General features: G+C 71.2%; 22 protein-coding genes. 15 read left to right on the top strand and 7 right to left on the bottom strand.

The window, feature by feature from the left end; all coding sequences use genetic code 11:
- Positions 1–230 precede the first annotated feature (230 nt).
- Together ACFXJ8_RS15925 and ACFXJ8_RS15920 are read right to left on the bottom strand one after the other, a co-directional pair.
- Entirely contained in the window at positions 231–1892 is a 1662-nt protein-coding gene (locus ACFXJ8_RS15925) for a hypothetical protein (RefSeq protein ID WP_379644624.1), read from the bottom strand.
- 567 nt (positions 1893–2459) lie between these two features.
- Positions 2460–3842, bottom strand: a complete 1383-nt coding sequence (locus ACFXJ8_RS15920; protein WP_379644623.1) for a GAF domain-containing protein — start codon at positions 3840–3842, stop codon at positions 2460–2462.
- A 127-nt stretch (positions 3843–3969) separates the two neighbouring features.
- Between ACFXJ8_RS15920 and ACFXJ8_RS15915 the strand changes: the two genes are divergently transcribed.
- The 4 genes from ACFXJ8_RS15915 to ACFXJ8_RS15900 all read left to right on the top strand — a co-directional run bounded on the left by ACFXJ8_RS15915 (position 3970) and on the right by ACFXJ8_RS15900 (position 10666).
- A complete protein-coding gene (locus tag ACFXJ8_RS15915) occupies positions 3970–4779 on the top strand; it encodes an alpha/beta fold hydrolase (protein WP_379644622.1) in 810 nt (269 codons plus the stop codon).
- Positions 4780–4853: 74 nt separating this feature from the next.
- Positions 4854–5135 carry a hypothetical protein gene (locus ACFXJ8_RS15910; RefSeq protein ID WP_379644621.1) on the top strand — a complete coding sequence of 94 codons (282 nt, stop codon included), beginning with the start codon at positions 4854–4856 and terminating at the stop codon, positions 5133–5135.
- Between the two features lie 239 nt (positions 5136–5374).
- On the top strand, positions 5375–6238 hold the full coding sequence (locus ACFXJ8_RS15905; RefSeq protein ID WP_379644620.1) for a hypothetical protein: 864 nt from the start codon (positions 5375–5377) through the stop codon (positions 6236–6238).
- A gap of 57 nt (positions 6239–6295) precedes the next feature.
- Positions 6296–10666, top strand: a complete 4371-nt coding sequence (locus ACFXJ8_RS15900) for an HAD-IC family P-type ATPase (protein WP_379644619.1) — start codon at positions 6296–6298, stop codon at positions 10664–10666.
- A 50-nt stretch (positions 10667–10716) separates the two neighbouring features.
- Here the strand turns inward: ACFXJ8_RS15900 and ACFXJ8_RS15895 are convergent, their stop codons facing one another.
- Positions 10717–11583 (bottom strand): S1 family peptidase, encoded by an 867-nt coding sequence (locus tag ACFXJ8_RS15895; RefSeq protein ID WP_379644618.1) that lies wholly within the window; start codon positions 11581–11583, stop codon positions 10717–10719.
- A 253-nt stretch (positions 11584–11836) separates the two neighbouring features.
- Here ACFXJ8_RS15895 and ACFXJ8_RS15890 point away from each other — a divergent pair, with 253 nt between their 5' ends.
- Positions 11837–13363 (top strand): carboxylesterase/lipase family protein, encoded by a 1527-nt coding sequence (locus ACFXJ8_RS15890; RefSeq protein WP_379644617.1) that lies wholly within the window; start codon positions 11837–11839, stop codon positions 13361–13363.
- 149 nt (positions 13364–13512) lie between these two features.
- On the opposite strand, the gene ACFXJ8_RS15885 is transcribed toward ACFXJ8_RS15890, so the two are convergent.
- Together ACFXJ8_RS15885 and ACFXJ8_RS15880 are read right to left on the bottom strand one after the other, a co-directional pair.
- Positions 13513–14142, bottom strand: a complete 630-nt coding sequence (locus ACFXJ8_RS15885) for a TetR/AcrR family transcriptional regulator (protein ID WP_379644616.1) — start codon at positions 14140–14142, stop codon at positions 13513–13515.
- Between the two features lie 29 nt (positions 14143–14171).
- On the bottom strand, positions 14172–15248 hold the full coding sequence (locus ACFXJ8_RS15880) for a class I SAM-dependent methyltransferase (protein WP_379644615.1): 1077 nt from the start codon (positions 15246–15248) through the stop codon (positions 14172–14174).
- Positions 15249–15488: 240 nt separating this feature from the next.
- On the opposite strand from ACFXJ8_RS15880, the gene ACFXJ8_RS15875 reads away from it, so the two are divergent.
- The 8 genes from ACFXJ8_RS15875 to ACFXJ8_RS15840 are packed head-to-tail and all read left to right on the top strand — an operon-like array spanning position 15489 to position 23454.
- The gene (locus ACFXJ8_RS15875; RefSeq protein ID WP_379644614.1) at positions 15489–16442 is read left to right on the top strand and encodes a GNAT family N-acetyltransferase; all 954 of its coding nucleotides are present in this window, start codon (positions 15489–15491) and stop codon (positions 16440–16442) included.
- Positions 16429–17187, top strand: a complete 759-nt coding sequence (locus tag ACFXJ8_RS15870; protein WP_379644613.1) for a PIG-L deacetylase family protein — start codon at positions 16429–16431, stop codon at positions 17185–17187. The genes ACFXJ8_RS15875 and ACFXJ8_RS15870 overlap by 14 nt, the downstream gene beginning before the upstream one ends.
- Positions 17187–18779, top strand: a complete 1593-nt coding sequence (locus ACFXJ8_RS15865) for an ABC transporter substrate-binding protein (RefSeq protein ID WP_379644612.1) — start codon at positions 17187–17189, stop codon at positions 18777–18779. The genes ACFXJ8_RS15870 and ACFXJ8_RS15865 overlap by 1 nt, the downstream gene beginning before the upstream one ends.
- The gene (locus ACFXJ8_RS15860) at positions 18776–19747 is read left to right on the top strand and encodes an ABC transporter permease (RefSeq protein WP_379644611.1); all 972 of its coding nucleotides are present in this window, start codon (positions 18776–18778) and stop codon (positions 19745–19747) included. The genes ACFXJ8_RS15865 and ACFXJ8_RS15860 overlap by 4 nt, the downstream gene beginning before the upstream one ends.
- Complete coding sequence (locus ACFXJ8_RS15855) at positions 19744–20574, top strand: ABC transporter permease (protein ID WP_379644610.1); 831 nt, start codon at positions 19744–19746, stop codon at positions 20572–20574. Before ACFXJ8_RS15860 ends, ACFXJ8_RS15855 begins: the two co-directional genes overlap by 4 nt.
- Positions 20571–21542 carry an ABC transporter ATP-binding protein gene (locus ACFXJ8_RS15850; protein ID WP_379644609.1) on the top strand — a complete coding sequence of 324 codons (972 nt, stop codon included), beginning with the start codon at positions 20571–20573 and terminating at the stop codon, positions 21540–21542. Before ACFXJ8_RS15855 ends, ACFXJ8_RS15850 begins: the two co-directional genes overlap by 4 nt.
- Positions 21539–22489 carry an ABC transporter ATP-binding protein gene (locus ACFXJ8_RS15845; protein WP_379644608.1) on the top strand — a complete coding sequence of 317 codons (951 nt, stop codon included), beginning with the start codon at positions 21539–21541 and terminating at the stop codon, positions 22487–22489. Before ACFXJ8_RS15850 ends, ACFXJ8_RS15845 begins: the two co-directional genes overlap by 4 nt.
- A gap of 44 nt (positions 22490–22533) precedes the next feature.
- Positions 22534–23454, top strand: a complete 921-nt coding sequence (locus ACFXJ8_RS15840; protein WP_379644607.1) for an ankyrin repeat domain-containing protein — start codon at positions 22534–22536, stop codon at positions 23452–23454.
- An 18-nt stretch (positions 23455–23472) separates the two neighbouring features.
- On the opposite strand, the gene ACFXJ8_RS15835 is transcribed toward ACFXJ8_RS15840, so the two are convergent.
- Together ACFXJ8_RS15835 and ACFXJ8_RS15830 are read right to left on the bottom strand one after the other, a co-directional pair.
- Entirely contained in the window at positions 23473–24336 is an 864-nt protein-coding gene (locus ACFXJ8_RS15835; RefSeq protein WP_379644606.1) for a haloalkane dehalogenase, read from the bottom strand.
- Positions 24333–24926 carry a TetR family transcriptional regulator C-terminal domain-containing protein gene (locus tag ACFXJ8_RS15830; RefSeq protein WP_379644605.1) on the bottom strand — a complete coding sequence of 198 codons (594 nt, stop codon included), beginning with the start codon at positions 24924–24926 and terminating at the stop codon, positions 24333–24335. Before ACFXJ8_RS15830 ends, ACFXJ8_RS15835 begins: the two co-directional genes overlap by 4 nt.
- Before the next feature lie 76 nt (positions 24927–25002).
- Between ACFXJ8_RS15830 and ACFXJ8_RS15825 the strand changes: the two genes are divergently transcribed.
- Both ACFXJ8_RS15825 and ACFXJ8_RS15820 read left to right on the top strand, forming a co-directional pair.
- Positions 25003–25158: a hypothetical protein gene (locus ACFXJ8_RS15825; protein ID WP_379644604.1), complete on the top strand. Its 156-nt coding sequence runs from the start codon at positions 25003–25005 to the stop codon at positions 25156–25158.
- A gap of 161 nt (positions 25159–25319) precedes the next feature.
- On the top strand, positions 25320–26375 hold the full coding sequence (locus ACFXJ8_RS15820; RefSeq protein ID WP_379644603.1) for a LacI family DNA-binding transcriptional regulator: 1056 nt from the start codon (positions 25320–25322) through the stop codon (positions 26373–26375).
- Positions 26376–26384: the final 9 nt, after the last annotated feature.

Below are 26384 nucleotides of genomic sequence, written 5' to 3'. Positions count from 1 at the left end.
GACGGTGTCCGCTCGGCCCCCAGGGTTCATCGCGACGAGTTCCCGCCTGGCGGCGGCCGGTCCGTGGTTCCTCCGGCGCCGGCCGCCGCCCCGCCGGTGCTCGTCGAGCCTCGGCGGGACTGATCACCCAGGCCAAGGCGGGTGCCGGTGGTAGGGCCGGCCCCCGTCGCCGCACAAAGTGCGCGGCTACCTTGTCCTCAGCGGGTCTTCAGTGGGTCCCTCAGTGGGGATCACATGCTGCGGTCGCCGACCATCGCGGCGGCGATCCTGCGCCTGAGCTCGAGCTCGACCTCGTTGCGCAGCTGGACCAGGAGGGCCCGCTGCTCGAGGCGGTTCTTGATCTCGTTCTCGATCCAGTTCCGCGAGTCGGCGTCGGCGTGGTTGTGGTTGGTGCTCGTGTTCGCCGCGTCATTACGTGCGTCGTTACGCGAGTCGGTCGTGTTCGTCGCGTCGTTCGTGTTCGTGCTGTTGTTCTGCGGGTCGGCCTGGCTACGCGCGGTGTTCACCGCGTCGGCCCGGTTGCGTGCGGTGTTCGTGTTCTCGTTCTCCGCGTCGGCCTCCTGCTTCTGCTTCTGCTTGGCGTCAGCGTCGGCGTCGGCCTTGTTGCTCGCGTCGGTCGTGTTGGTGTTCGTGTTCTTCGCGTCGGCGTCGGCCTTGTTGCGGGCGTCGGCGTCGGCACGCTGCTTGGCCTCGGCGTCGGCCTCCTGCTTCTGCTTCTGCGCCTGCTTGGCGTCGGCGTCCGCGTCGGCGTCGGCCTGGTTGCGCGCGTCGGTGGTGTTCTTCGCGTCGGCGTCGGCGTCGGCCTTGTTGCGGGCGTCGGCGTCGGCACGCTGCTTGGCCTCGGCGTCGGCCTCCTGCTTCTGCTTGGCCAGGGCGTCGGCCTCCTGCTTCTGCTTGGCCAGGGCGGCGGCGTCGGCGTCGGCCTCCTGCTTCTGCTTGGCGTCGGCGTCGGCCTTGTTCACCGGGTTGGCGCGCTGGTCCTGGTCGTTGCGCTGGTCAACGTCGGTCCGCGGGTTGGCGTCCTGGTGGACGTCGGTCCGCGGGTTGGCGCGCTGGTCCTGGTCGTTGCGCTGGTCGGCGTCGACCTTGTTCTTGGCGTCGGCGTCGGCGTCGACCTTATTCTTGACGTCGACCTTGTTCTTGGCGTCGGCGTCGGCGTCGGCCTTGTTGTGGGCGTCGGCGTCGGCGTCGGCCTTGTTCTTGGCGTCGACCTTGTTCTTGGCGTCGGCGTCGGCCTCCTGCTTCTGCTGCTGCTTGGCGTCGGCGTCGGCATCGGAGTCCGAGTCGGAGTCAGCCGTGTTCACCGGGTTGGCACGCTGGTCGTTGCGCTGGTCGTTGCGCTGGTCGACCATGTGGTCCTGCACTGCCTTGTTCCGCGCGTCGGCGTCGGACTTGTTCTTGGCGTCGGCGTCGGCGTCCGCGTCGGCGTCCGCGTCAGCCTTGTTCCGCGCGTCGGCGTCCGCACGCTGGTTGGCGTCGGCGTCGGACTCCGCCGTGCCCAGCGCGTCGGCGTCGGCCTTGTTCCTGGCCTCCGCGTCCGCCTTCTGCTTGGCGATGGCGTCGGCGAGGCTGTCGGAGTCCGCCGAGGTGTTCAGGTGGAAGGCGACGTTCTGGTGCAGGTTCTGCGACTGGTGCTGCATCTGCTTCTGCAGCTGCTTCTGGAACTGACGCTGTGCCTGGATCTGCCTCTTGAACCGGTGGAACAGGCCCCGGCCGCCCCAGCCCCAGCCTCCGCAGCGACCGTGCCCGCAGCCCCAGCTCTCGCTGGTGGAGGCGCTGACGGTGGCAGCGCTGGCGGCGGTCGCGGCGGTCGCGGCGCCGAGACCCACAGTGCCGGCGCTCAGAACGGAGCAGACGGCCGCTGCTGTGACGACGCGCTTGAACTTCTTCATTGCGTGATTCCCCCCTGAAAAGACTTTCTTGCACCAGCATGGCTCTACGCCATATTGCTGGAAAACGCCCCATGTAACCCTGAAGGATTATCTTGCGCGCAACGTAGATAACCCGCCGATCAGCAGATAAACGGACATTCCCGCTTCTTTGTGCAACATGCTTCTCGCTTGACTCGGCGGATTTTCCAGCCGAGTCTGCGTGCCTTCGCCGAAGCCGCGTTCGCCGCAGGTCGCCGGGCGCGTCGCCACCGCAAGCATCCACTCTCGGCGGCGGGCAATCCGTGAACATCGCTTAGTCGGCTCTTTTCCCGTACGGCCTCGCGGACTTGACGGACGGGACTGCATGGAGCGGCGAGGCGCGCTGCGCACAAAAGGGACAATTGCCTACGTAGGCATATCTGTCGGGGGTTTAATTCAGCAAGGGTGAAGAGGCTATTTATCGCACTCTTGGGGTGGAAATCGGTACGCCGATCCGCAGGAGTGTGTTTCCGAGTCGTCGTGTGGCATGGGGGTGGGGCTGGCCTGGGAAGGGCGGGAGCTGTCCGGCCACCCCACGATGGATGGCTGCTACAGGGCTGACAGGGCCTGCCGTACCAGCAGGTCGTCATGTCCGTGCGGGGAGGTGAGCCAGCGCGTCATGGCGTCGGCGTCGCCGTGGGAGCGGACCTTCCCGCGCAGGCGCTGGTGCAGCCGGTCGCGCAGCGCCTCGACGCCTTCGGCGCGTGAGGACGGCAGCAGCGGCCCCCGGTAGCGGTCGAGCAGCTCGCCCACCCCCTCGGTCGCCAGGTCGTCGTCCAGGGAGAGGAAATCGGCCACCGTCTGCCCGAGCAGCCGGTACGGGTCGGAACCCAGGCGGTAGCCGAGGATACGGCGCAGCCGGGTCATCTCCGCGCGAACGGTGACCGTCTTGCCGCCCTGCCCGTACGTCTGGCGGGCCAGCGCGTCGGCGGTCAGCCCGGCGGGATGGGCCGCCAGCAGCACGACGAGCTCGCTGTGGCGGGCGCTGAGCTCGTGGGCGGCGCCGTCCAGACGGATCCACGCGCGGTCCCGGCCGAGGGCGTGCAGCAGCAGCGCATCGCCGGTGCTGTCGAGGCCGTCGACGCAGTGCACGGCGAAGGGCCCGGCCGCCGACAGCTGCTCGAACACCACCCGGCGGCCGTCGGGGAGCGTCGCGGGGCCCTCGCGGGGCGGCCAGGGCCAACGTCGCGGCAGCCAGCCGCCAGGCGAGGCGTGCAGCACGCGGCCGTCGGCGCCGACCAGCGCGCTGTGAATCCCCTTGTGACGCATGACGTGGTCGAGGTAGCGCATGCGCAGCCGCTCGTCCTGCTGTCTGGTCTGCTCGCCGAGCTGCGCCTCGGCCAGCCGCGCCGCCGCGGCGACCAGCGACAGCGACAGCGAGTTGGCGGCGCGCGTGGGGCAGGTCACGTCGATGGCGCCGAGCAGCTCGCCGGTCACCGGGTTCCTGATGGGCGCGGCCGAACAGGTGAAGTCCACCGCGACCGACAGAAAGTGCTCGGGGCCGCGCACCCGGAACGGCCGGCCCAGCGCGAGCGCCGTACCCACGCCGCTGGTGCCCGCCTTGTCCTCGCTCCACAGGGCGCCCGGCACCAGGTTCACGCCCTCGGCCAGCGTGCGCGCCGACCGGTCGCCCATGACCCAGAGCAGGTGCCCCGCCGCGTCGCTCGCGAAGACCAGATGGCCGGGCTGGGTTGCCGCGTCGCGCAGCGTGCCGAGCAGCATGGGCCAGACCGTGGCCATCGGATGATCGCGCCGCAACCCGCGCACCCGGTCCTCGGCCAGCTCGATGGGCGGCAGCGAGCGGTCGGGATGGACTCCCTGCAGGCGCGCACGGTCCCACGACGCCCGTACCTCGGGGCGTACCTGCGCAGGTCGTCGGCCGCTCAGCGCGCTCTCGCGAGCGCGGGCCAGCCGTCGCGTCGAGTCGTCCATGATCTCCCTGCCGAGAAGCTAGTACCGAATGCAACCCCTATGCAACGCGGCCGAAACCCTTGGGCGGCCAGGGCGCATAGCGGATAGTCGTTACGGCCCGGACATTTCCACTTGCGGGAGAGACACGATGTCATATCTGGAGTTGTCAGACGGTGTTCCGCTCTACTACGAGGACCAGGGTTCTGGGCCCGCCGTCCTGCTCATCCATGGGTGGACGATGAACAGCACGTTCTGGGGACAGAACGTGGGCCCGCTCAGCGAGTCCAACCGGGTCATCACCGTGGACCTGCGCGGGCATGGCCTGTCGGGAAAAACGGATGACGGCCACACCCTGGCGCAGTACGCCCGCGATGTCCGCGAGCTGCTGGAGCATCTGCGGGTGCGCGACGTCTGCCTGGTGGGCTGGTCGATGGGCGCCTCGGTCATCCTGTCGTACGTCCGGCAGTACGGCTGCGACCTGCTGCGGTCGGCGGCCTTCGTCGACCAGTCGCCGCGCTTCCTCGACGGAGAGGGGTGGGACTTCCCGCTCCAGGGCGGCTACTCCGCGACCGACCTCGCCGTCTTCGCCCAGGGCGTCCGTCACGCCAGGCCGAGCGTGATCAAGCCGTTCATCGCCGCGTGCTTCGCCGAGACGCCGCCGGACGAGGTGATCGACGCCGTCTACGCCGAGACCACCAAGATGGCCACGTCGGCGGCGCTGTCGATCTGGTACGACATGGCCTACGCCGACCTGCGCCCGGTCCTGCCCGAGCTCACGGTGCCGACCCTGCTGGTGTACGGCGCGCACAGCAAGATCTTCCCCGGCGACCTCGACCAGTGGCTGGCCGACCGGCTGCCGAAGGCGCAGGTGGCCAGGTTCGCCAACAGCGGCCACGCCCCGTTCAGCGAGGAGCCCGGCGCGTTCAACGACACCCTGGGCGCCTTCCTGCGTTCCTGACGCGGGGCCGTGGATCCTACAGAGGAGGGGGAGGACGTGCCTCGACCGGATCGCGGGCGACCGGGGAGCGCCCGGTGACCCGGATCGCGCCCGCCGGCGCGGCCGACCTGGCGTGGCTCGACGAGCAGCACCGGCTCGTCCGGCTGCGCGACCAGCTCGTCCTGCTCGGCGTCAACGCCGAGCTGCGGGACGGCAACACCGCCCTGATGGTGCACCGGCCCGCCCCCGGCCTGCCGGTGTGGGTCTTCGTCGGGTACGGCGGAGCCAGCTACTCCTGGCAGAACGCCAACAAGCGGCACCCGGTCGACGACCCGGAGGGGGCGGCCGCCGTACTGGCGGAGTACGTCTCTCGCTAGGCCGGACGTGACGGCCATCGTCGTGCTCCTTCGAGCGTGACGATGGCCGTCGCCGTTGAATCCGGAAGGGGTGCACTAAACCGGATATCTGACCATAAAAGTGGGCACGGAACCCTTAGTCGGAATACGCGGCCTTGCGAAGGAGTGGAAGACGGGGGTCGCTCCGGGGTTCGGGTGCGACCGTCGGCCATGCCGGAGCACGCCCGTGGCGTCCGACGTCCTCGACGTGGGGAGGAACCATGGCCGTCGCCCGGTCTCGAGCGCGCCCGTCCAACGAGCTCACGCTCGACCTGCCGCTGATCAGCATCCAGGTCCGCCGCCCGGATCTGCGGATGCCGCATCTGGCGATGCCCCACGTGAACCTGCCGCACGTGAACCTGCCACACGTCGAGCTGCCGCAGATGGATCTGCCGCGCGTTTCCCGGCAGGAGGTCGGTCATGCCGTGGACGTCGCCCGGACGTTCCTGCCACCCCCCGAGCGCATCGCCTACTACGGGGCGCTGGGCGCGCTCGCGGCCTTCGGCGTACTGGAGTGGCCGGTGGCCGCGGCCATCGGCGCGGGAGCGATGATCGCGGCGCGCGGCCGGGAAGGGGACGACCGGTCACGGGAACGCAGGCAGGAGTCCCAGCCCGCCGCGGAAGCGACCCGGACGACCGCGACCGCCACCCCCAAGAGCACCCCCAAGAGCACCGCCAAGGACAGCACCGCCTCGAAGAGCGCCACCCCGGCGAAGGACAGCACCGGCTCGAAGAGCAGCACAGCCGCTGCAAAGGGCACCGCGGCCAAGAGCAGCACCCCGGCCAAGAGCAGCACCCCGGCCAAGAGCAGCACCCCGGCCAAGAGCAGCACCCCGGCCAAGAGCAGCACCCCGGCCAAGAGCAGCACCGCCTCGAAGAGCAGCACCGCCGCTGCGAAGGGCACCGCGACCAAGAGCTCCACCGCCTCGAAGAGCAGCTCCGCGAAGGGCGGTTCGGGGTCGAAGCGCGGCACCGCGGCGTCCGCCGCGTCGAAGAGCGCGACCTCAAGAGGGGCCCAGCGCAAGCCCGCCACCTCCCGGGGCTCGCGCACGAGCACCACCGGGCGTGCGCGGTCGGGCGGGTGAGATCCGGGTTGCCACGTGCGCTGAGCAACGCCCGCACGGTTCGACGAAGGGGGCGGCATGTGGTCGCTCGCCGCTGACACCGTGCTCGGGATACTCCCCGACTCGCTGCGGAGCAGGTTCCCCCGTCCTCGCCGGATCCAGAAGTGCCCGGGCGGCGTCCGCATCGCGTTAAGGCAGCTCGGCGGGCCGGGCACCGACCAGGCGGCGCGCGCCCTCGAAGATCGGCTGCGCGCGGCCGGTGTGGACAGGGCCGAGGTGAACGGCGCGCTCGGCTGCGTGTTCGTGGGCTGTGACGCGGCAACGACGGACCTGGACAAGCTCGTCGCCATCGTCGACGAGCTCGACATGGAAGACGGTCGTGCCGACCGTTCCTCGGAGCGCGACGGTCGCGCCGACGGCACCCCGGCACGCGACCGCCCTCCGGCGCTCGACGGGGTGGAGCAGCAGGCCCGCGCCGCGGTGAGTCTCGGCCTGCACCTGGCCGGTACCGGGCTCGCCCTGGCCGGGCAGGTCGCCCGCCTGCCGAAGCTGCCGCCCGCCGTACCCGCCGCCCTGGCGCTGGCCGAGCACGCCCCGAGGATCCGGCGGGAACTGGAGCGGCACCTGGGCCAGCCGGCCGCGGACCTGCTGGTGGCCTCCTCCCGCTTCGTCGCCCAGACGCTGGCGATGCGGCCGGTGTCCATGCTCATCGACTCCGTCGCCGCGGCGGGACGCTACGTCGACGCGTGCGCGGGACGCCGGGCGTGGGAGCTGCGCGAGGAGGAGTTCGCCGCCGCCGACGGGGCCTACCGCCACACCAGGGTCGCCGAGCAGCCCCGTCCTGTCCGGCTGCCGCACGGCCCCGTCGAGCGGTACGCGGACGCCGTGAGCGCCGCCGCCGTGGCCGCCCAGGCCGCCACCACCCTGGTGAGCCGCGACCATCAGCGGGGGCTCGCCGTGCTCATCACGGGCATCCCGAAGGCCGCGCACGTCGGCAGGGACGCCTTCACCAGCGTCCTGGTGCGCGCGCTCGCCGATCGCGGCGCGATGGTCCTGCGTCGCGCCGCGCTGCGCGGGGTGGACCGCCTCGACACGGTCGTCCTCGACGCCGCCGCGCTCACCACGGGCGCGTGGACGATCGACGGCGTCGTCCCGCTCGTCGCGGACGAGAACCTGGACGAGCTGCACGCGCGGCTCTACACGCTGCTCGACCTCACCGATCCCGCGGCACGGCGCGAGCGCGACGGGTGGGAGGCGCGGCCGTACGCGGGGGCTCGCGAGCCGGCGCAGGTGCGCAGGTGGCGGCGTCAAGGGGTACGGCCGGTCAGCGTCTCGCGCGAGGGGACCCCGATCGCCCTGGTAGGGCTGGCCCCCGAACTCCACCCGCTGGCCGAGGCCGTGGTCGCCGCCGCGAAGGGCGTGGGCGCCGTATCGCTCGCCGGCGGGGAGGCGGGCCTCGGCCTGCGGCTCGGCGTCGACCAGGTCGTCGACGGCGGCTCCCGGCTGGCCGCCTCGGTGCGGACGCTGCAGGCCGCAGGCCACGTCGTGGCCGTGGTGTCCGGCACCGCGCGGCGCGGCCTGCGCCAGGCCGACCTGGGCATCGGCGTGCTCAGGGAAGCGCGGCGGGTGCCGTGGGACGCCGACGTGATCGGTGATCTCGACGGGGTCCACCTGCTGCTGGCATGCGTGCCGTACGCGAAGAGGGCCGGCCGGGCCAGCGTGCGGGTGGCCACCGCCGCCGGGGTCATCGGCGCGGGCCTGGCCGTTCTCGGCCCGGCGAGGACGGCGCTCCCACGGGCGCACCTGATCCGCGACTGCGCCACGGTGGCCGCGCTGATCACAGGGGAGTGGGTGGGGCGCGACGTCAGGCGGACGGCGCCGCCGGTGCGCGCGGACCGCACACCGTGGCACGCGATGGCGGTGCCCGACGTCCTCACGATGTTGCGCACCTCGCCGCACGGGCTGGCGGAGAAGGAGGCCGCGCGCCGCAGGACGAAGGGCGCCAGGCCGGACTCCGCCGGGCGGGCGTCGCTGGCCATGGCGTCGGTGGAAGAGCTCGCCAACCCGCTGACGCCGATCCTCGCCGCTGGCGCGGGCGTGTCGGCCGCGGTCGGTTCGGTGCTGGACGCCGTGCTGATCGGCGGCGTGATGGTGGTCGACGCCGTCATCGGCGGCGCCCAGCGGCGCGGCGCCGACAGGGAGCTGCACCGCCTCACCGAGATCACCGCCGAGCGGGTACGGCTGCGCAGGCCCGGCGGCGGTGTCTCAGGCGTCGTCTCAGGCGTCGTCGACGACCTGGTCAAGGGGGACGTGATCGAGTTGCGCGCCGGCGACGCCGTACCGGCCGACGGCAGACTGATCGAGGCGGTCGGCCTGGAGGTCGACGAGTCCACCCTGACCGGCGAGTCGCAGCTCGTGGCCAAGACGTCGGAGCCCGCCGCCGCGGCCGCCATCGCGGAGCGCCGGTCGATGGTCTACGAGGGCACCACCGTCGCGGCCGGTCACGCGCTAGCCGTGGTCGTGGCCACGGGGGAGGAGACCGAGGCGGGCAGGACCGCCCGGCTGGTCCCGAACGGGCCGCTGGTCAGCGGCGTGGAGTCGCGGCTGCGCAGGCTGAGCCGGACGATCCTGCCTTCCGCGGTCGGGTCGGGCCTGGTCCTGTTGGCGACGAACCTGCTGCGCGGCTCCCCGCTGTCGACGGCCCTCGCCCCCGCGGTGAGCCTGGCCGTCGCCGCTGTTCCCGAGGGCCTGCCGTTCATCGCCACCGCGGCCGAACTCGCCTCCAGCAAGCGGCTTTCCCAGCGCGACACGCTGGTCCGCAACCCGTCGACGATCGAGGCGCTGGGCCGGGTCGACGTGCTCTGCTTCGACAAGACGGGAACGCTGACCGAGGGCCGCATCAGCCTGCGCCAGGTCTCGAACGGACGGTACGCCCGCTCACTGGAGACGGTGACGTCAGAGCTGAAGGCGGTCGTCGGCGCGGCACTGCGCGCGGGCCCCCGCTTCGACGGCGGGCGCGCCATCCCCCATCCCACGGACCGCGCCGTCGTGGAGGGCGCAGCCAAGCTGCACGTCGCGCCCAAGGACGGCCTGCGGGAGTGGCACCGGGTCGACGAGCTGCCCTTCGAGCCCGCGCGCGGCTACCACGCGGTCCTCGGCCTGTCCGAGTCCGGCCATCTGCTGAGCGTCAAGGGCGCCCCCGAGGTCGTCCTCGACCGCTGCACCCACCTGGTACGCGGCGGCCGGCGGGTGCCCATGGGCGCGAAGGTCAGGCGCGAGCTGGAGAAGGACGTCGACCGGCTCGCGCTGCGGGGCTACCGCGTGCTCGCCGTAGCCGAGCGTACGGCCTCCAGCCGCGCCGATCTCGACGAGTCGCGCATCGAGCGCCTGTGCTTCCTGGGGTTCCTCTGCCTGGCCGACCCCGTCCGCCCGACGGCCAAGCGCAGCGTGGACGGGCTGATGCGAGCAGGCGTGCGGGTCATCATGATCACCGGTGATCATCCGAGCACGGCCGAGGCGATCGCCGCCGAGATCCACGTCCTGAACGGCCAGCGGGTGATGACGGGACCCGAGCTCGACCTGCTCGACGACGACGCCCTGACCGCGGTGCTGCCCGAGGTGGCGGTGTTCGCGCGCACCACGCCCGAACACAAGGCCCGCATCATCTCCAGCCTGCGGCGGGCGGGAAAGGTGGTGGCCGTCACCGGTGACGGCGCCAACGACGTCCCCGCGATCCGGCTGGCCGACGTCGGCGTCGCCCTCGGACCGCGCGCGGCCCCGGCGGCCAGGGCGGCGGCCGACATCGTGGTCGTCGACGACCGGATCGAGACGATCATCGACGCGATCTCCGAGGGCCGGGCGATGTGGGGCTCGGTCCGCGACGCGCTCGGCATCCTGCTCGGCGGCAACATCGGGGAGATCGCGTTCACGGTCGGATCGAGCCTGCTGTCCAGGAGCAGCGCGCTGAACGCCCGCCAGCTGCTCCTGGTCAACCTGCTCACCGACATGCTGCCCGCCATGGCGGTCGCCGTCCGCCCGCCGAGCGCGGCCAGTCCTGAGCGGCTGCTGGCCGAGGGGCCGGAGGTCTCGCTCGGCACCGCCCTGACCCGCGACATCTACGTGCGCGCCCTCACCACCGCCGCCGCGGCGGGCTCGGCGTGGCTGCTCGCCCGGATGACCGGCACGCGCAGCCGTGCGTCCACGGTCGGGCTCATCGGCCTGGTGGGGGGCCAACTCGTGCAGACGCTGCTGGTGGGCGGCCAGGACCGGACGGTGTTCGTCGCATCGATGGCGTCGCTGGCCGCCCTGATGGCGATCGTCTCCGTTCCCGGCCTCAGCCAGGTCTTCGGCTGCCGCCCGATCGGCCCGTTCGGCTGGGCCATCGGGCTGGGGTGCGCCGTCGCGGCCGCCCTGGTGGCCCAGCTGAAGGAGCGGGCGGGTACGGCATAGCCCTGGGGCTGAGCCCGGACGCCCGCCGTCCCCTGCAGGAAGCGGTGTGGTCAGGAAGCGCTGTGCGCCTGCGCCCCGATGGTGTCGGTGATCCAGGCGCGGTAGTGGGTCACGTCGGTCCAGATGCCGACGCCGGGCCCGCCGTACGGGCTGGTGGAGCAGCCCGCGCTGCCGTCCATGCGGTCCTCGATGTCGTCGCCGTCGCGCGAGGTGGCGCCGATCAGCTCCCACCGGCCGGCCACCATGCGGATCTGCGGCCCTCCTGAGTCGCCGCTGCAGGCGCTGGCCGCACGCCCCTCGCGCTCGCCGGTGCACAGCTCGGCGCCGCGGGTCAGGAACGCGCACCTGCCGTCTGCCACGCGGACGGTGTCGAGCTCCTGCAGCCGCTGGGGCTTGCAGGCCGGATCGTTCATGTCCTCGCACACCAGGCCCCAGCCGATGACGCGGCTCGGCTCGCCCACCGCGCCGGGGGTCTCGGCGATGCGGATGGGCTCGAGGGGCACCCGCTGGTCGAGCTGGACCAGCATGATGTCGGCCCTGGGCCCGCCGTCCCTGCCGCGGTTGTTGCGGTCGGGACGGGTGACCACGCGCTTGACGCCGGTGACGACGCCGCCGTTGTCGCGGTCGAGGGAGCCGACCCGTACCAGCGTCTTGCCCGGCTTCATGAGCCCCTTGCAGTGGGCGGCGGTGACGACCCAGTCCGCGGCGACGAGGGAGCCGCCACAGTGGTTGTCGGGCAGCTCCCGCAGCTGGAAGGACACCATGAACGAGTACGGCGTCGGGGCGGGCCGCCCGCCGATGATGGCGGGGCGCCCTCCGGTCGCCGCGGCGGCCGAGGTGGCGGTCGTGATCAGAGCCAGCCCGGCGGCCATGAGGGCGGCCAGCACCGCTGATCGTCTGCGAGTTGCCTTGAACACACACATCTCCATCAGTTGAGGGCGTGGCTGGGGAGACGCCTGGAACGTTCCGCGGCCCGGCTGATGGCGGCCACATGAGTCCAGCTACCCACCGGTTCGCACCCCGAACGTCGCCCGGAAAGCAACTCCAGGCGGCCACTCGCGTCAGGCTACCTGCGACTTTGGGCGGATTTGACCCGTCGGGACTTTAGTCCCGGGTCATCGTGGATCGATGGATCTTCTGGCCGGAACGCCCGTCCAGCAGCGTGGAGGCATGCGAATCCTTCTCGCGGCGCTCGCCGCCGCCGGGCTGCTCACCGGCCAGGCCACCGAGCGCGGGCCGGCCGATCCCGCCGTCGTCACCACGGACACCGGGGCCGTGCGCGGCCTGGTGACCGACCGGCACCGCCTCTTCCAGGGCATCCCCTACGCCACCGCCGGCCGGTGGGAGAGCCCCGGGCCGGCCCCGAGCTGGACCGGCGTCAAGGACGCGACCAGGCCGGGCCCGATGTGCCCGCAGGTCGGCTCGGTCTACGCCCCGATCTCCAGCACGAACGAGGACTGCCTGGTCCTCAACGTCACCACCCCGCGCGAGCCGGGCGGGAAGCACCCGGTCATGGTGTGGATCCACGGCGACGGGGCGGTCGGCGCGGGCCACTTCTCCGACGCGCGCAAGCTCGCCTCCCGCGGCGTGGTGGTCGTGACGATCAACTACCGGCTCGGCGTCTTCAGCGGGTTCGGATATCCGGGCCTGAAGAACTCCGGCACGTACGGCCTGCAGGACCAGCAGGAGGCGCTGCGCTGGGTCCGGCGCAACGCGGCGGCCTTCGGCGGCGACCCGTCCAACGTCACCGCGTTCGGCGTCTCCTTCGGCGCTCTGGCCATCGGCGGCCACCTCATCTCGCCCGGCGCGAGAGGGCTGTTCCACCGCGTCGCCATGCAGAGCGGCGAGACGATGATGGACATGCCGGCCGGCAGCATGATTCCCGGCCTGCCGGCCGCCCCGACGTTCGCCTGGCGCGCCGCCAAGGACGCCGAGGCGGTGGGAAAGGTGTACGCCGAGCAGCTCGGCTGCCGTGACCTGGCGTGCCTGCGCGCGCTGCCGGTCAAGAAGATCCTCGACGTGCCGCAGATCATGAACGCCTTCCAGATGTACGCCTACGGCAACGACGTCCTGCCCGAGCTGCCCTCCCAGGCGATCAGGAAAGGACGCTTCCACCGGGTGCCCGTGCTGGCCGGCGCCACGCGTGACGAGCACCGGATCTTCGTCGGCATGACCTACGACGTGGCGGGCAAACCCGTCACCGCCGAGCAGTACGGCAAGCTGGTCAAGGAAGCGTTCGGCGACGACGCCAGGCGGGTCATGCGCGGGTATCCGCTGTCGTCCTACGCCTCTCCCAGCCAGGCGTGGGCGGCGGTGATGACGGACCGGCTCTGGGCGAGGGGCACGCACGAGCAGAACACCTTGCTGGCCAGGCGCACTCCCGTCTACGGCTACGAGTTCGCCGACCGCGAGGCGCCGATGTTCCTGCCGCTGGAGGCGGACTTCGACTGGGGCGCCTTCCACGCCGGCGACCTGCCGTACCTCTTCCCCGAGAAGAAAGCCCTGCTGAGCCCCGCCCAACGGAAGCTGTCGGACCAGATGGTGGGCTACTGGACGAACTTCGCCCGCACCGGCTCGCCCAACGGCCCCGGGCTGCCGACGTGGCGCAGGCTCGCGCACGGCACCCAGTCGCTCGCGCCGGGCGCGATCCGGCCGATCGACTACGCCGCCGCACACCGGTTGAGCTTCTGGCGGTAAGGGAGCCACCCGCGTTCCGCCGTGGCCATCTCCCGCCGCTCCTCGCGGGTGGCGATGAGCCCGGCGGGGCGCGACGAGCCTCGACTCCTCGAACAGCGCCTCGGCGTTGGGCAGCGGCCCTTGGCCCTGATCGCCGCCCTTGAAAAGGGTTACGGCAGGGTGGTGAGCAGTCTGGTGACGGCGTCGACGGCCCATGCCTGCCATCTGGCGTGCTCCCAGCCCCGTTGGCGGACGAGCAGGGTGTAGGTCTCGGGCGACAGGAGCGTCAGGGCGGTGTCGGCCGCGTCGTCGACGCTCATGCCGTCGCGCAGCAGGGTCTTGCGGGCCAGCGCTTCGGCGAAGACGCGCTGGACGGCGAGCCGTCGCCGGGTGTTGTCGGCCCAGAGCTCTGCCAGGTCGGCGTCGGCCGTCGCGGCGCTGCGCACGACGTCCAGCAGCGGCGCGGCGCGCAGGTAGATGTCTGCGGCGCCGGCGACCTGGCGGCGGATCTGCTCCCGTGGATCGGGGTCGGCCAGCGCCGCCAGGACCCAGGACCGCTCCAGCGTCGGAACGGGTTCGTCGTCTCCGGCGATGGCCTGGTCGATGGCGGTGGTGAGAATGGCCTTCTTGGTGCCGAAGGCGTAGTAGATGGTCTGTTCGCCCACCCGGGCCTCGGCGGCGATGGCGTTGATGCTCGTGGCGGAGTATCCGGCGGTGGTGAAGAGCTCGGTGGCGGCGGCGACGATGCGGGCACGCGTGGCCCGTGACCGCGCGGTCCGGCCGTCCTGTGGCGATCTCACGGGATCATGGTAGCTGCACTACAAAAAGCTCAGCGGTCGAGCCGGTAGAAGCGGAAGAAGTCGTTCTCGACGGGCAGCACGGTGCACGCGCCGAAGCCCGCCTCCCTGGCGTACCGGTCCACGGTGGCGGCCCGCATCACGGTGCCGATGGCCGCCGAGGGCTGCTCGACGAGCTGGGTGGGCAGGCAGTGCGTGACGCTCCAGCCGTACATCATCCGCTCCACCTCGTCGCCCGGAGCGGTGAAGCGTTCGGCCACCCGCTCGTCGGCGACGAGCACGACGCCGCCCTCCGCCAGGGCGTCGCGCACCGCCCGCAGCGTCTCCACCGGCCGGGACAGGTCGTGCAGGACCTCCATGATGAGCACGAGGTCGTACGGCCCGCTGTCGCGCAGGGTCGTCGCGTCGGCGCGCACCAGCCGGACCCGGTCGCCGAGACCGGCCTGTTCGGCGTGGGCACGCGCGTCGGCGATCGAGGACTCGTCCGCGTCCAGGCCGTCCACCTGCGCGTTCGGGAAGGCGCGGGCGACCGCGAGCGCCGACCAGCCCTGCCCGCAGCCGAGGTCGGCGATGCGCGGGCGCGGCGCGGCCTGCAGCCGGGCCAGGACGTCGGGCATGGCGGCGATCCAGTTGCCTGCCAGCTCATGGGTGAAGGCGGGCCGGTTGATGTGGCCCTGACCGTGGCGAAATGCCCTGCCGTACGACTCGTACGGCACGCCGCCGCCGGTGCGGTAGGCCTGCGCGACCTGCGAGATGACGCCGCCGATCCCGGCCAGCATGTAGGCGAAGGGCGCGGCGTGCGCGGGATCGTCGGCGTCGACCAGCACCCGGGCGTAGGCGGGATCGAGGCGGTAGCGGCGCTCCTGCGCGGGCACGTCAGGGTCGGTGTCCAGCAGTCCGGCGACGGCCTGCTGCTCCAGCCACTCGGCGGCGTAGCGCGGCGCGATCCCGGCCCGCTCGCTCAACTGCTCCGCCGTCAACGGGCCGTGCTCCTGGAGGGCGCGGTAGAGGCCGAGCTCGCCGCCCAGGTAGACAGCGAACAGTTCGAGAGCGCCGAGGGTGCTCGCGAACAGGCGCTCGGCGAGCTGATCGGTGCGATCGGTATCCAAGGCATTCATGATGACTCGTCTCCAGCGCGGATGCCGTGGCGGTATGGAGAAGGGGGGTCGGGCGCCATGTCGGGCGCTCTCCTCTCCAACCCACGGTAGCCGAAGCACACCCGGCATCTGGTAAGCCAACGTTCCATCATGACCCGCGGCGAAGGAAAGTTTCTAGAGGGTAACCGCAAGGAAAATTTTCTTCCTCGATCTTCTTGACCTTCCGCCTTACCACTCGGAAAGCTCTTGGATATGACGCTCACAGTCCGCGCGTTCGCGCCCGGGGACGAGCACTCCCTGATCGAATCCTGGAACCTGAGCCTGCCGGGGGACCCGACGACCGCGACGTGGTTTCGCGACTGCGTCCTGCTCGACCCGAACTTCGATCCCCAGGGCCTGTGGGTGGCCGTGGCGGACGGGCGCGTCGTCGGGTGCGCCTACGCCGTCCGCCGGTTGACGCCGCTCGCGCCCGGCACTGACCTGGAGCCGGAGACCGGCTGGATCCCGTTCTTCTTCGTCGCACCCGGACATCGGGGCGGCGGCCTTGGACGGCGGTTGCTCACCGAGGCGCTCGACTTCCTGCGGGCCGACGGGCGCACCCGGGTCGACTTCGCCTCCTACACCCCCAACTACGTGCTGCCCGGCGCCGACCCCGAGCTCTATCCCGAGGGGGTCGCCCTGCTGGCCGGCATGGGGTTCACCACGCTCTACTCGCCGGTCGCGATGGACCGCACGCTGGTCGGCTACCTGACGCCGCAGGAGGTGCACGAGCTGCGCGCCAAGCGGGAGAGCGAGGGGTATGCCTTCCGCAGCCCGGCCGACGGCGAACTGCCCGAGCTGATCAGGTTCGCGGCCGAGAGGTTCAACCCCGACTGGGGCGAGGCGATCCGCCACCACAGGGACACCACGCGCATGGTCATCGCCAGGAAGGGCGACCGGCTGGTGGGGTTCGCCCTCTACGCCGCCTACCGCGGCATCCCCGAACGGTTCGGGCCGTTCGGCGTGGACGCCGGTGAGCGGGGCACCGGGCTCGGCAAGATCCTGCTCCACCTCACGATGACGCGGATGCGGGCCGAGGGCCTGCACTCCTCGTGGTTCCTCTGGACCGGGGAGGCCAGCCCGGCCGGACACCTGTACGCCAAGGCGGGCTACCAGGTCACCCGCCGCTTCCACGTCATGCGGTGGGCCGTCCGTGAACGAGCGTAGCGAGGGAACCAGTGAACACAGCCGTCTGAATTTCACGGCCGACGAAGGAGGTCGTGGAATTCTGGCGATCGGGGCGCATGCCGGGGACATGGACCTGACGGCGGGAGCCGTACTCGCGCAGCACGTCCTGGAGGGACACCGCGCCACGCTCCTGCACCTCACGCTCGGCGAGCGCGGCCACCCGCGGCTGCCCGTCGCCGACTACGCCAAGCAGAAGCACGACGAGGCGCTGGCGTTCGCGCAGGCGATCGGCGCCGAGGCCAGGTTCCTCGACTACGAGGACGGTCTGCTGCCCGAGGACGAGGACGTCAAGCTGCGCGTCGGCGACCTGATCAGGGAGCTGCGGCCGGACGTGATCCTGACCCACTGGAGCCGGTCGATCCACAAGGACCACGCCCGCACGCACCGCATCGTCGAGGACGCCCGCTTCTACGGCGGGCTGAAGACGCTGGAGCGGGAGCGGCTCGCGCACTGGGCGGGGCAGCTGTTCTATGCCGACAACTGGGAGGACGCCGAGGGCTACCGGCCCGACGTCTTCGTCGAGCTGACCGACGAGGCCTACCAGGTCTGGTCGGAGGCGATCACCGGCTACGCCTTCGCCAGGGGCGAGACCTACGGATTCCCTTACGTCGACTACTACCGTGCCCTCACCGTCGTGCGCGGCGCTCCGGCCGGTTTCGGCCGCGCCCAGGCCTTCGCCGCGCCGGTCGGCTCCCGTGACCTCCGCGTGAGAGGAACCTTCTGATGAGACGCTTGACCGCCGTCGTCTTAGCACTCGCCCTGGCCGGTTGTTCCAGCTCCGGCGCCCCCAAGCAGGCCGACGAGGCGCCGCCGCTGGTCGTGCACGCCATCGACTCCGGCACCTTCCAGGAGAACTTCAACCCGTTCCACCTCGAAGGCGTCAACTTCGGCACGACCGGGATGATCTACGAGACGCTCGAGTACTTCAACAAGCTCAAACCCGGTGAGGTCAAGCCGTGGCTGGCGCTGGGCCACGAGTGGGGCGACGACGGCAAGTCGCTCACCTTCACCCTGCGCCAGGGCGTGAAGTGGACCGACGGCAAGCCGTTCACCGCCGACGACGTGGCCTTCACCTTCGACACGATGACCAAGCACCCCGAGCTCAACAAGGGCGCGCTGGAGATCTCCGGCACCGAGGTGCTCGCGCCCGACAAGGTGCGCATCGACTTCAAGACCACGTCGTACGCCAAGCTGTTCAACATCTCCGGCAACACGGGCATCGTGCCGAAGCACGTGTTCGAGAAGGAGAACCCGGTCACCTTCACCAACCCCAAGCCGGTCGGCACCGGGCCGTACCAGCTCTCGAAGTTCTCCGCCCAGCTCTACGAGATGACGAAGAATCCGGCGTACTGGCAGCCGGGCAAGCCGGTCGTGCCCACGATCAGGTTCCCCGCCTACACCGCCAACGCCGTGCAGACCGGGCTCCAGCAGGGCGAGATCGACTGGGCGGGCGCGTTCGTCCCCGACATCGACAAGATCTACGTCCAGGGCCAGCCGGAGGTCAACAAGTACTTCTTCCCGCCCGAGGGCGTGGTCTCGCTGCTGCCGAACCTGACCCACCCCGTCCTGTCCAAGCCGGAGGTACGGCAGGCCATCAGCCTGGCCATCGACCGCGACAAGATCGTCAAGGTGGCGGAGCGCGGCTACACCAAGGTCGCCCACCCGACGAGCATCCCGATGCCCGGCGGCGAGGCGTTCCTGCCGCCGGAGTACAAGGACGCGGCCTACCAGGTGGACGTCGAGAAGGCCAAGGAACTGCTGAAAGGCCAGGGCCCGCTCACGTTCACGCTGCTGGTGCCCTCGCCGTTCACCGACTGGGTGAACGCCGCCCAGCTCATCAGGGAAGACCTGGCCAAGGTCGGCATCACGGTCGAGACCCGAGGGGTGGCCTTCCAGGACTGGGTGTCGAAGGTCGGCAAGGGCGACTTCGAGCTGTCGATCAGGGCCACGCCCGCCGGGGTCTCGCCGTACTTCCAGATGCGGTCGCTGCTGTTCGGTGAGCTGGCCAAGCCCGTCGGCACCGCCGCCACCGGCAACTACCAGCGGTGGAAGGACCCCGAGACGGACCGGCTGATCAACGCCTACGCCGCCACCGAGGACCTGGCCGAGCAGCAGCGGGCCACCCAGGCGCTCGGCAAGATCATGGTGGAGCGGCTGCCGGTGCTGCCGCTGTTCTACAGCCCGGCGTGGGCGCAGTTCAGGACCAACAAGTACGTGGGCTGGCCGTCGGAGCAGGACCCGTACGCGATGCCCTCGCCGTACACCTCGCCCGACGCCGCCGTGGTGCTGCTCAACCTGAGGCCCGCGGGCACGTGAGGTTCCTGGCCAGGCGGCTCGGGTTCTACCTCCTCACGGCCTGGGCCGCCGTCACGCTCAACTTCCTGATCCCCCGGATGATGCCGGGGGATCCGGTGGACCTGCTGGTCGCCAGGCTCAAGGGCAACGTGGACCCGGCGGCCATCGAGGCGATGAAGAAGGCGTTCGGGATCAGCGACGCGGGTCTGTGGACGCAGTACCTCGACTACCTGGGCAACCTGTTCCGGGGCGAGCTGGGCCGCTCGATCACCTTCTTCCCGACGCAGGTGTCCACGGTCATCGCCGACAGCCTGCCGTGGACGATCGGGCTCGTCGGCATCGCCACGCTGATCAGCTACGCGGCCGGCACCTCGCTCGGGGTGCTGATGGCCTGGAAGCGCGGCACCTGGCTCGACGGGGTGCTGCCCGCCGCGACCTTCCTGCACGCGGTGCCGTACTTCTGGGTGGCGCTGGTGCTGGTCTTCGTCTTCGGCTCGACGCTGGGCTGGTTTCCCGGCTCGCGCGCGTACGGGCTGGAGGTGACGCCCGGCCTCACCGGGGAGTTCCTGGCCAGCGTGGCCTACCACGCGACGCTGCCGGCGGTCACGATCGTGCTGGCCTCGATGGCCGACCGCATCCTCGGCATGCGCAACGTCATGGTCACCACGCTCGGCGAGGACTACGTGGTCATGGCCGAGGCCAAGGGGCTGACCAGCCGCCGCGTCATGTGGGCCTACGCCGCCCGCAACGCGATCCTGCCCAACATCACCAGCTTCGCGCTGTCGCTCGGGTTCGTGGTCGGCGGCTCGGTGCTGACCGAGATCGTCTTCTCCTATCCGGGCATCGGCTCGATGCTGCTGAAGGGCGTGGAGAACGAGGACTTCCCGCTCATGCAGGGCATCTTCCTGGTGATCTCGCTGGCCGTCCTCGTCGCGAACCTGCTGGCCGACCTCGCCTACGTGGTCCTCGACCCAAGGACGCGGCAATGAAGATCCGCATCGGCATCGCCATCCTGGCCTTCTTCACGCTGATGGCGCTCGTCGGCCCGCTGCTGCTGCCCGCCGACCCGGCCGCGACCAGCGACGCCGGGCTCCAGGGGCCCTCCGTCGAGCACTGGCTCGGCACCACGCAGACCGGTCAGGACGTGCTCACCCAGATCGTGTACGGCTCGCGCGTCTCGATGGGCGTCGGCCTGCTCTCGGCGATCATCGCCACCGTGCTCGCCGTCGCCGTGGGCCTGGTCGGCGGCTACGTCGGCGGCGCGGTCGACGAGGTGCTGTCGGTGCTCACCAACATCTTCCTGGTGCTGCCCGCGCTGCCGCTGATCATCGTGCTGGCGGGCTACCTGCCCCAGCGCGGCGTCGCCTCGGTCGCGGTGGTGATCGCCGTGACCGGCTGGGCCTGGGGCGCCCGCGTGCTGCGCGCCCAGACCCTGTCGGTACGGCGGCGCGACTTCGTCGAGGCGGCCAGGGCCGGTGGCGAGGGCCCGTTCCGCATCGTCTTCTTCGAGATCCTGCCCGTGCTGCTGCCGGTGATCGCCACCAGCTTCCTGGCCACCGTGGTCGGCGCGATCCTGGCCGAGGCGGGGCTGTCCTTCCTCGGTCTGGCCGACCTGTCCACGGTGAGCTGGGGCAGCATGCTCTACTTCGCGCAGAACGGCCAGGCGCTGCTGATCGGCGCCTGGTGGTGGTTCGTGCCGCCGGGGCTGTGCATCGCGCTCATCGGCACCGGGCTGGCGCTGGTCAACTTCGGCCTGGACGAGATCGCCAACCCCCGGCTGCGCACGGTCAAGCTCCCCAAGGAGGCGAAGGCGTGAACGTCCTGGAAGTCCGCGGGCTCGGCGTCGACTACCTGTCGAACACCGGCGCGGTCCACGCGGTCGCCGACGTCACACTCGACCTGCGGCGCGGCGAGATCCTCGGGCTGGCGGGGGAGAGCGGCAGCGGCAAGTCCACCCTCGCGCACGCGATCGGCAGGCTGCTGCGGCCACCGGCCGTGATCACCGGCGGCTCGGTGACCTACCGCAGGCCAGACGGCTCCGGCGTGGACGTGCTGGAGCTGAAACGCGAACGGCTTCGCGCCTTCCGGTGGCGGGAGCTGGCGGTCGTCTTCCAGAGCGCCATGAACTCCCTCAACCCGGTCAGCACCGTCGGAGCCCAGATCGACGACGTGCTCCGCATCCACGTGCCCGGCATGTCGCGCAAGGAACGCCTCGAACGCTCGGTGGAACTGCTCCGTCGAGTGGGAATCAGCGCCGACCGCCGCCGCAGCTACCCGCACGAGCTATCCGGCGGCATGCGCCAGCGCGCGGCGATCGCCATCGCGCTGGCGCTCAACCCCGAGATCATCATCATGGACGAGCCCACCACCGCGCTCGACGTGGTGGTGCAGCGCGACATCCTGCACGAGATCAGGGCGCTGCGGGAGGAGTACGGCTTCGCCGTCGTGTTCATCACCCACGACCTGTCCCTGCTGATGGAGATCTCCGACCGGATCGCCATCATGTACGCGGGCCGGGTCGTCGAGACAGGCACCGCCCGAGCCCTGCGCCAGGCGCCGCGTCATCCGTACACGCTGGGGCTGCTGCGCTCCTTCCCGCGCCTGCACGGGCCGCGCGAGGAGTTGCTCGGCATCCCCGGCACCCCGCCCGACCTGCGTTCGCTGCCGCCCGGCTGCGCCTTCCACCCGCGCTGCCGCTTCGCCTTCGACGCCTGCGACTCGACGCTGCCGCGGCTCGACCCCGACGTGGCCTGCCTGCTCAACGAGGGGAAGGGGATCCGATGAGCGAGATCGTGCTCGAAGGCAGGAACCTCACCAAGCACTTCAAAGCCGCCCGCGGCCGGGGTACCGTCCATGCGGTCGAGGACGTGTCGCTGGCGCTGCGCGCCGGGTCGGTGACGGCGCTGGTGGGGGAGAGCGGCTGCGGCAAGAGCACCGTGGCCAGGCTGCTGGCCCAGGTGTACCCGCCGACGTCCGGCGAGGTGCTGCTGCGCGGCGAGAAGGTGACGGGCTTCAGGGAGTACCGGCGGCAGGTGCAGCTGATCTTCCAGGACCCGTTCGCCTCGCTCAACCCCTTCCACCGGGTCCGCTACCACCTGGCCAGGCCGATGCGCGTCCACGGGCACGTGCGCTCGGCCGCGCACGAGCGGGAACGGGTGGCCGAACTGCTGGAACGGGTCAGCCTCACACCCGTCGAGCAGTTCATGGACAAGCTGCCGCACGAGCTGTCGGGCGGGCAGCGGCAGCGGGTGGCGATCGCCCGCGCGCTCGCAGTGCAGCCGATCGCGCTGATCGCCGACGAGCCCGTCTCCATGCTCGACGTGTCGATCAGGCTCGGGGTGCTGCGGCTGCTGGAGCAACTGGCCGCCGACAGCGGGCTGGCGCTGCTGTACATCACTCACGACATCGCCAGTGCCCGCTACTTCGCCGAGGACATCACCGTCATGTACGCCGGCCGGCTGATCGAGAGCGGCCCCGGCGAGGCGCTCACCCAGACGGCCCGCCACCCCTACACGCGGCTGCTGCTGGACTCGGCCCCCGACCCCGACCGGGTCACGCCGCCCGACCGCACCAGGCACGGTGAGCCGCCCAGCCTGATCTCGCCGCCGAGCGGGTGCCGCTTCCACCCGCGCTGCCCCGTCGCGCTGCCGATCTGCGCCGCAGAGGTGCCCGGCCGTACCGATCTCGGTGACGGCCGGTGGACACACTGCTGGCATGCCGCGAGCGGTTAACGTGTACCTGGTCGACAGACTTCGGCCCAGGAGGTTCGATCGCCATGCGGGATCTGGAAGGGGACGAACAGGGCCGCAGGACGGCCCTGTTCGACGCGGTCGAACGCGGTGACCTGGCGCTGGCCAGGATGCTGGTCGAGCACGGGGCCACCCGCGACGAGGACGCGTTCTACCACGCCTGCGAGCAGGCCGACACCGCGTTTCTCGACCTGCTCTACCAGCCAGGCTACGAACGCATGGTGGCCCACAAGCTCGACTTCGAGGACGCCGCGGGGCTGGCCTGGTTCCTGGACCACGGCGCCGACGTCAACGCCTGCCGAGCCCTGCACCACGCGATCGCCCGTGGGCGCGGGACGACCATCCTGACGATGCTGCTGGAGGCGGGTGCCGACGTGAACCTGCCATGGGACCGCTGGGACGTCGGCCGCCTGCCGCTGGCGCTGGCCGCGCGCTGTGGCCATCTGGCCGCCTACGAGCTGCTGGCCGCGCGTGGCGCGAGCGCCGAGCTCGATCCGGTCGACACCGCCGTTCTGGCCGTCGCGCGTGGCCAGTCGGTACGGTTGCCCACCGCACCGCCACCGGCGCTGGGCAACCCCGACGGCGACGACTACGGCTGGATCCTCGGCCAGTTCGCGCTGCTCGGCCGTACCGAGGTGGTGCGGGTGCTGCTCGACAGCGGCCTGGCCGTCGACACCCGCGGCTGGAGCAACTTCACGCCGCTGGAGCAGGCCGCCATGCACGGCCGTACCGCGACCGTGCGGTTGCTGGTCGAGCGCGGCGCGGACCTGCACGACCGCGCCTTCGACGACGACGGGCCCACCCCGCTCGACTGCGCGCTGTGGGGGCTGCGCAACAACCGGGCAGAGACGGAGACTACCTGGGCACGGTCGAGACGCTGCTGGCCGCGGGCGCTCCCACCCGCCTCGGCCCGCCGACCGGCGACGCGGCGATCGACGCCCTGCTGAGTCTCAGAGCTTGAGGACTCAGAGCTTGAGGACGAAGTCGCGCAGCGCGGCGCCGATCTCGTCCGGTGAGTCCTCCTGGATGTAGTGGCTGCCGGACACGGTCACCTCGTGCTGGTTCGGCCAGGTGCGGGCGAACTCCAGGGCGCGGCCGACCAGCAGGGCGCCGGGTTCGGCGCTGATGAGGAGCTTGGGCAGCTCGCTGCCGGCCAGCCACCGGCCGTACGTCTCGATGATCGCGGCGACGTCCTCGGGGGTGCCGTCGATGGGCAGTTCGCGGGGGAAGACCAGCGTCGGGACCCTCGACTCGGGTGTGGGGAACGGCGCGCGGTAGGCGTCCATCTCGGCCTCGCTCAGCGGGCGCAGGATGCTCTTGGGCAGCACGGTCTCGACGAAGAAGTTCTCCTGCAGGATGAGCCGCTCGCCCTCGGGGCCGCGCATCGTTCGGAAGAGCGCGTCGCGTCCGGGCGGGAAGTCGCTCCACAGGCGGGGCTGGACGATGGCCTCCATGTACGCGATCGCCCTGACCCGCTCGCGGTGCCGCTCGGCCCAGTGGAACCCGAGGGCCGAGCCCCAGTCGTGCAGCACGAGGGTCACCTCGCCGTCGAGCCCCAGGGCGTCGAACCAGGCGTCGAGGCGGCGGGCGTGGTCGGCGAAGCGGTAGGCCCCGTCGGGCGCGGGGCCGGAGGCGCCCATCCCCGCCAGGTCGGGGGCCAGGCAACGGCCGAGGTCGGCGACGTGGGGGATGACGTTGCGCCACAGGTAGGAGGAGGTGGGATTGCCGTGCAGGAAGACGATCGGGTCGCCGGAGCCGGTGTCGACGTAGCTGAACTCGGTACCGGCCGCGGCGACGCGCCTGCGGGGGTGGGGGTCGTGGGCGTTCATATCGTTCTCCGGAGGACGGTGGAAAAGATGATCTCTTGGAACCGCTGGAGCGGCTGGGCACTGTGGTCGACCTTCATCCGCAGGATCGCGCCCTGCCAGGAGGCCAGCAGGAAGTCGGCCAGGTCGAGGGCCGGCACGTCCAGCCGGATCTCCCCGGCCGCCGCGGCCTCCTCCAGGCAGTCGGCGAACGGCTCGCGCCACTGCGCGAAGATCTCCGACAGCCGCCGGCGCAGGGCCTCGCTCGTCTCGGCCGACTCCAGGCTCAGGTTGCCGATCAGGCATCCGTCGCGCCACTCACGCGCCTCGAACCGGGCGGTGATGGCGTCGAAGTAGGCCCGCAGCCGCTCGATCGGCGGCAGCTCGGGGTCACGCAGCGTCGCGTCGATCGCCGACCCGACGTCGTCGGTGAAGTACCGGTCGAGGATCTCCAGCCCGAACGCCTCCTTCGAGGCGAAATGGTTGGTGAACGAGCCCTGCGGTACGCCGGCGGCGGCGGTGATGTCCCGCACCCCGGCCGCGTTGAACCCGCGCCTGCGCACGACCTGGAGTCCTTCGCGGAGGATCTGCTCTTTGTTGGAAGCTCGCGCCATGCCTTCAATATGTACGACCGTATTACTTCTGTCAACCAGCTCCCGCTCATCGGACCGTCACGAAAGTAGCCCGCTGGTGGGCGGGTCGGGCGCCGCGCTGAAGGGCCATGCCGACGACATCCGCGCCGTCGCCGCCGATGCGACCGGCGGCGTTCCCATCGCGGTCAGCGGGGGCAGCGACGGGACCATGAGGCTGTGGAGTCTGGCGACGCCGTACCCGACGGGCCGCTGAGCCGGCGTCTCCTCCACCGGCGTGTCGGTTGGGAACGCGAGCGTAGGACCGCGATGACAACGATGTCAACAGGTGTCCTCCGTTAAACCCATAAGGCTTGACATGGTCGGATCTGTGGCACTACTAAATGCATTTAGCAGTCACCGACGAGCGGAGCAGACATGGGCTGGCCTGGAGACAGAGACCCGGAGACCCCGGGCACTCATCCGACGATCGCCGATGTCGCCCGGCTGGCCGGAGTGTCGAAGGGCGCCGTTTCGCTCGCGCTCAACGACAAGCCGGGCGTGAGCGATGAGACCAGGCGGCGGATCAAGCAGGCCGCCGAACAGCTCAACTGGCGGCCGAGCATCCACGCCAGGGCGATGCTCAGATCGCGGGCCTTCGCCGTCGGCCTGGTGCTGGCGCGCGACACCCGCCACCTGGCCGTGGACCCGTTCTTCGCCGGGTTCCTCGGCGGTGTGGAAAGCGTGCTGGCCGGCAGCGGCTCGGTGCTGCTGCTGCAGGTCGTGGGCGAGGACGCGGAGGTGGAGGCGGAAAGCTACCGGCGGCTGGTGCGCGAACGCCGCATCGACGGAGCCTTCTTACTCGACATCCGTGCCGACGACCAACGGCCAGAGCTGCTGCGGGAGCTGGGACTGCCCGCCGCGGCGGTCGGCCCGGCCGGGACCGACTGCGGGCACGTGCCCGTGGTGGGCATCCGTGACGGCGACGGGATCGCCGCCGCGGTCGACCATCTCGTACGGCTCGGCCACCGCGAGATCGCGTTCGTCGAAGGGGCGCCCGCCTACCGGCACTCCGCCTCCCGCCTGGACGCCTGGCGCCAGTCCATGCGATCCCACGGGCTATCCGCCGTCCTGCATGAGCCCGGGCACTTCACCGGCGGCGGCGGCGCGGCCGCGACCAGGCGGCTGCTGGAGCACCACCCGACCGCGATCATCTACGCCAGCGACCTGATGGCCATCGCGGGCATGTCGGTGGCCCGCGAGGCGGGCCTGGACATTCCCGGCGACCTGTCCGTCACCGGGTTCGACGACAACCCGGAGGCGGCGCATCTGCATCCGCCGCTGACCACCGTCCGGCAGGACCCGGTGTCGGTCGGGGCCATGGCGGCCGAGGTGCTGCTGGCCCAGATCGACGGCCGCAGGGCCCGGTCGGAGTCCCTCTCACCCCAGCTGATCGTGCGTGCCTCCACCGCGCCCCCACCATCGGCGCGTTAAACCCCCACC

The organism is Nonomuraea sp. NPDC059194, assembly GCF_042754765.1.
Classification (GTDB): Bacteria; Actinomycetota; Actinomycetes; order Streptosporangiales; family Streptosporangiaceae; genus Nonomuraea.
Note: the sequence above shows the minus strand (reverse complement) of the source record. Positions and strands in the feature narration are given on the sequence as shown.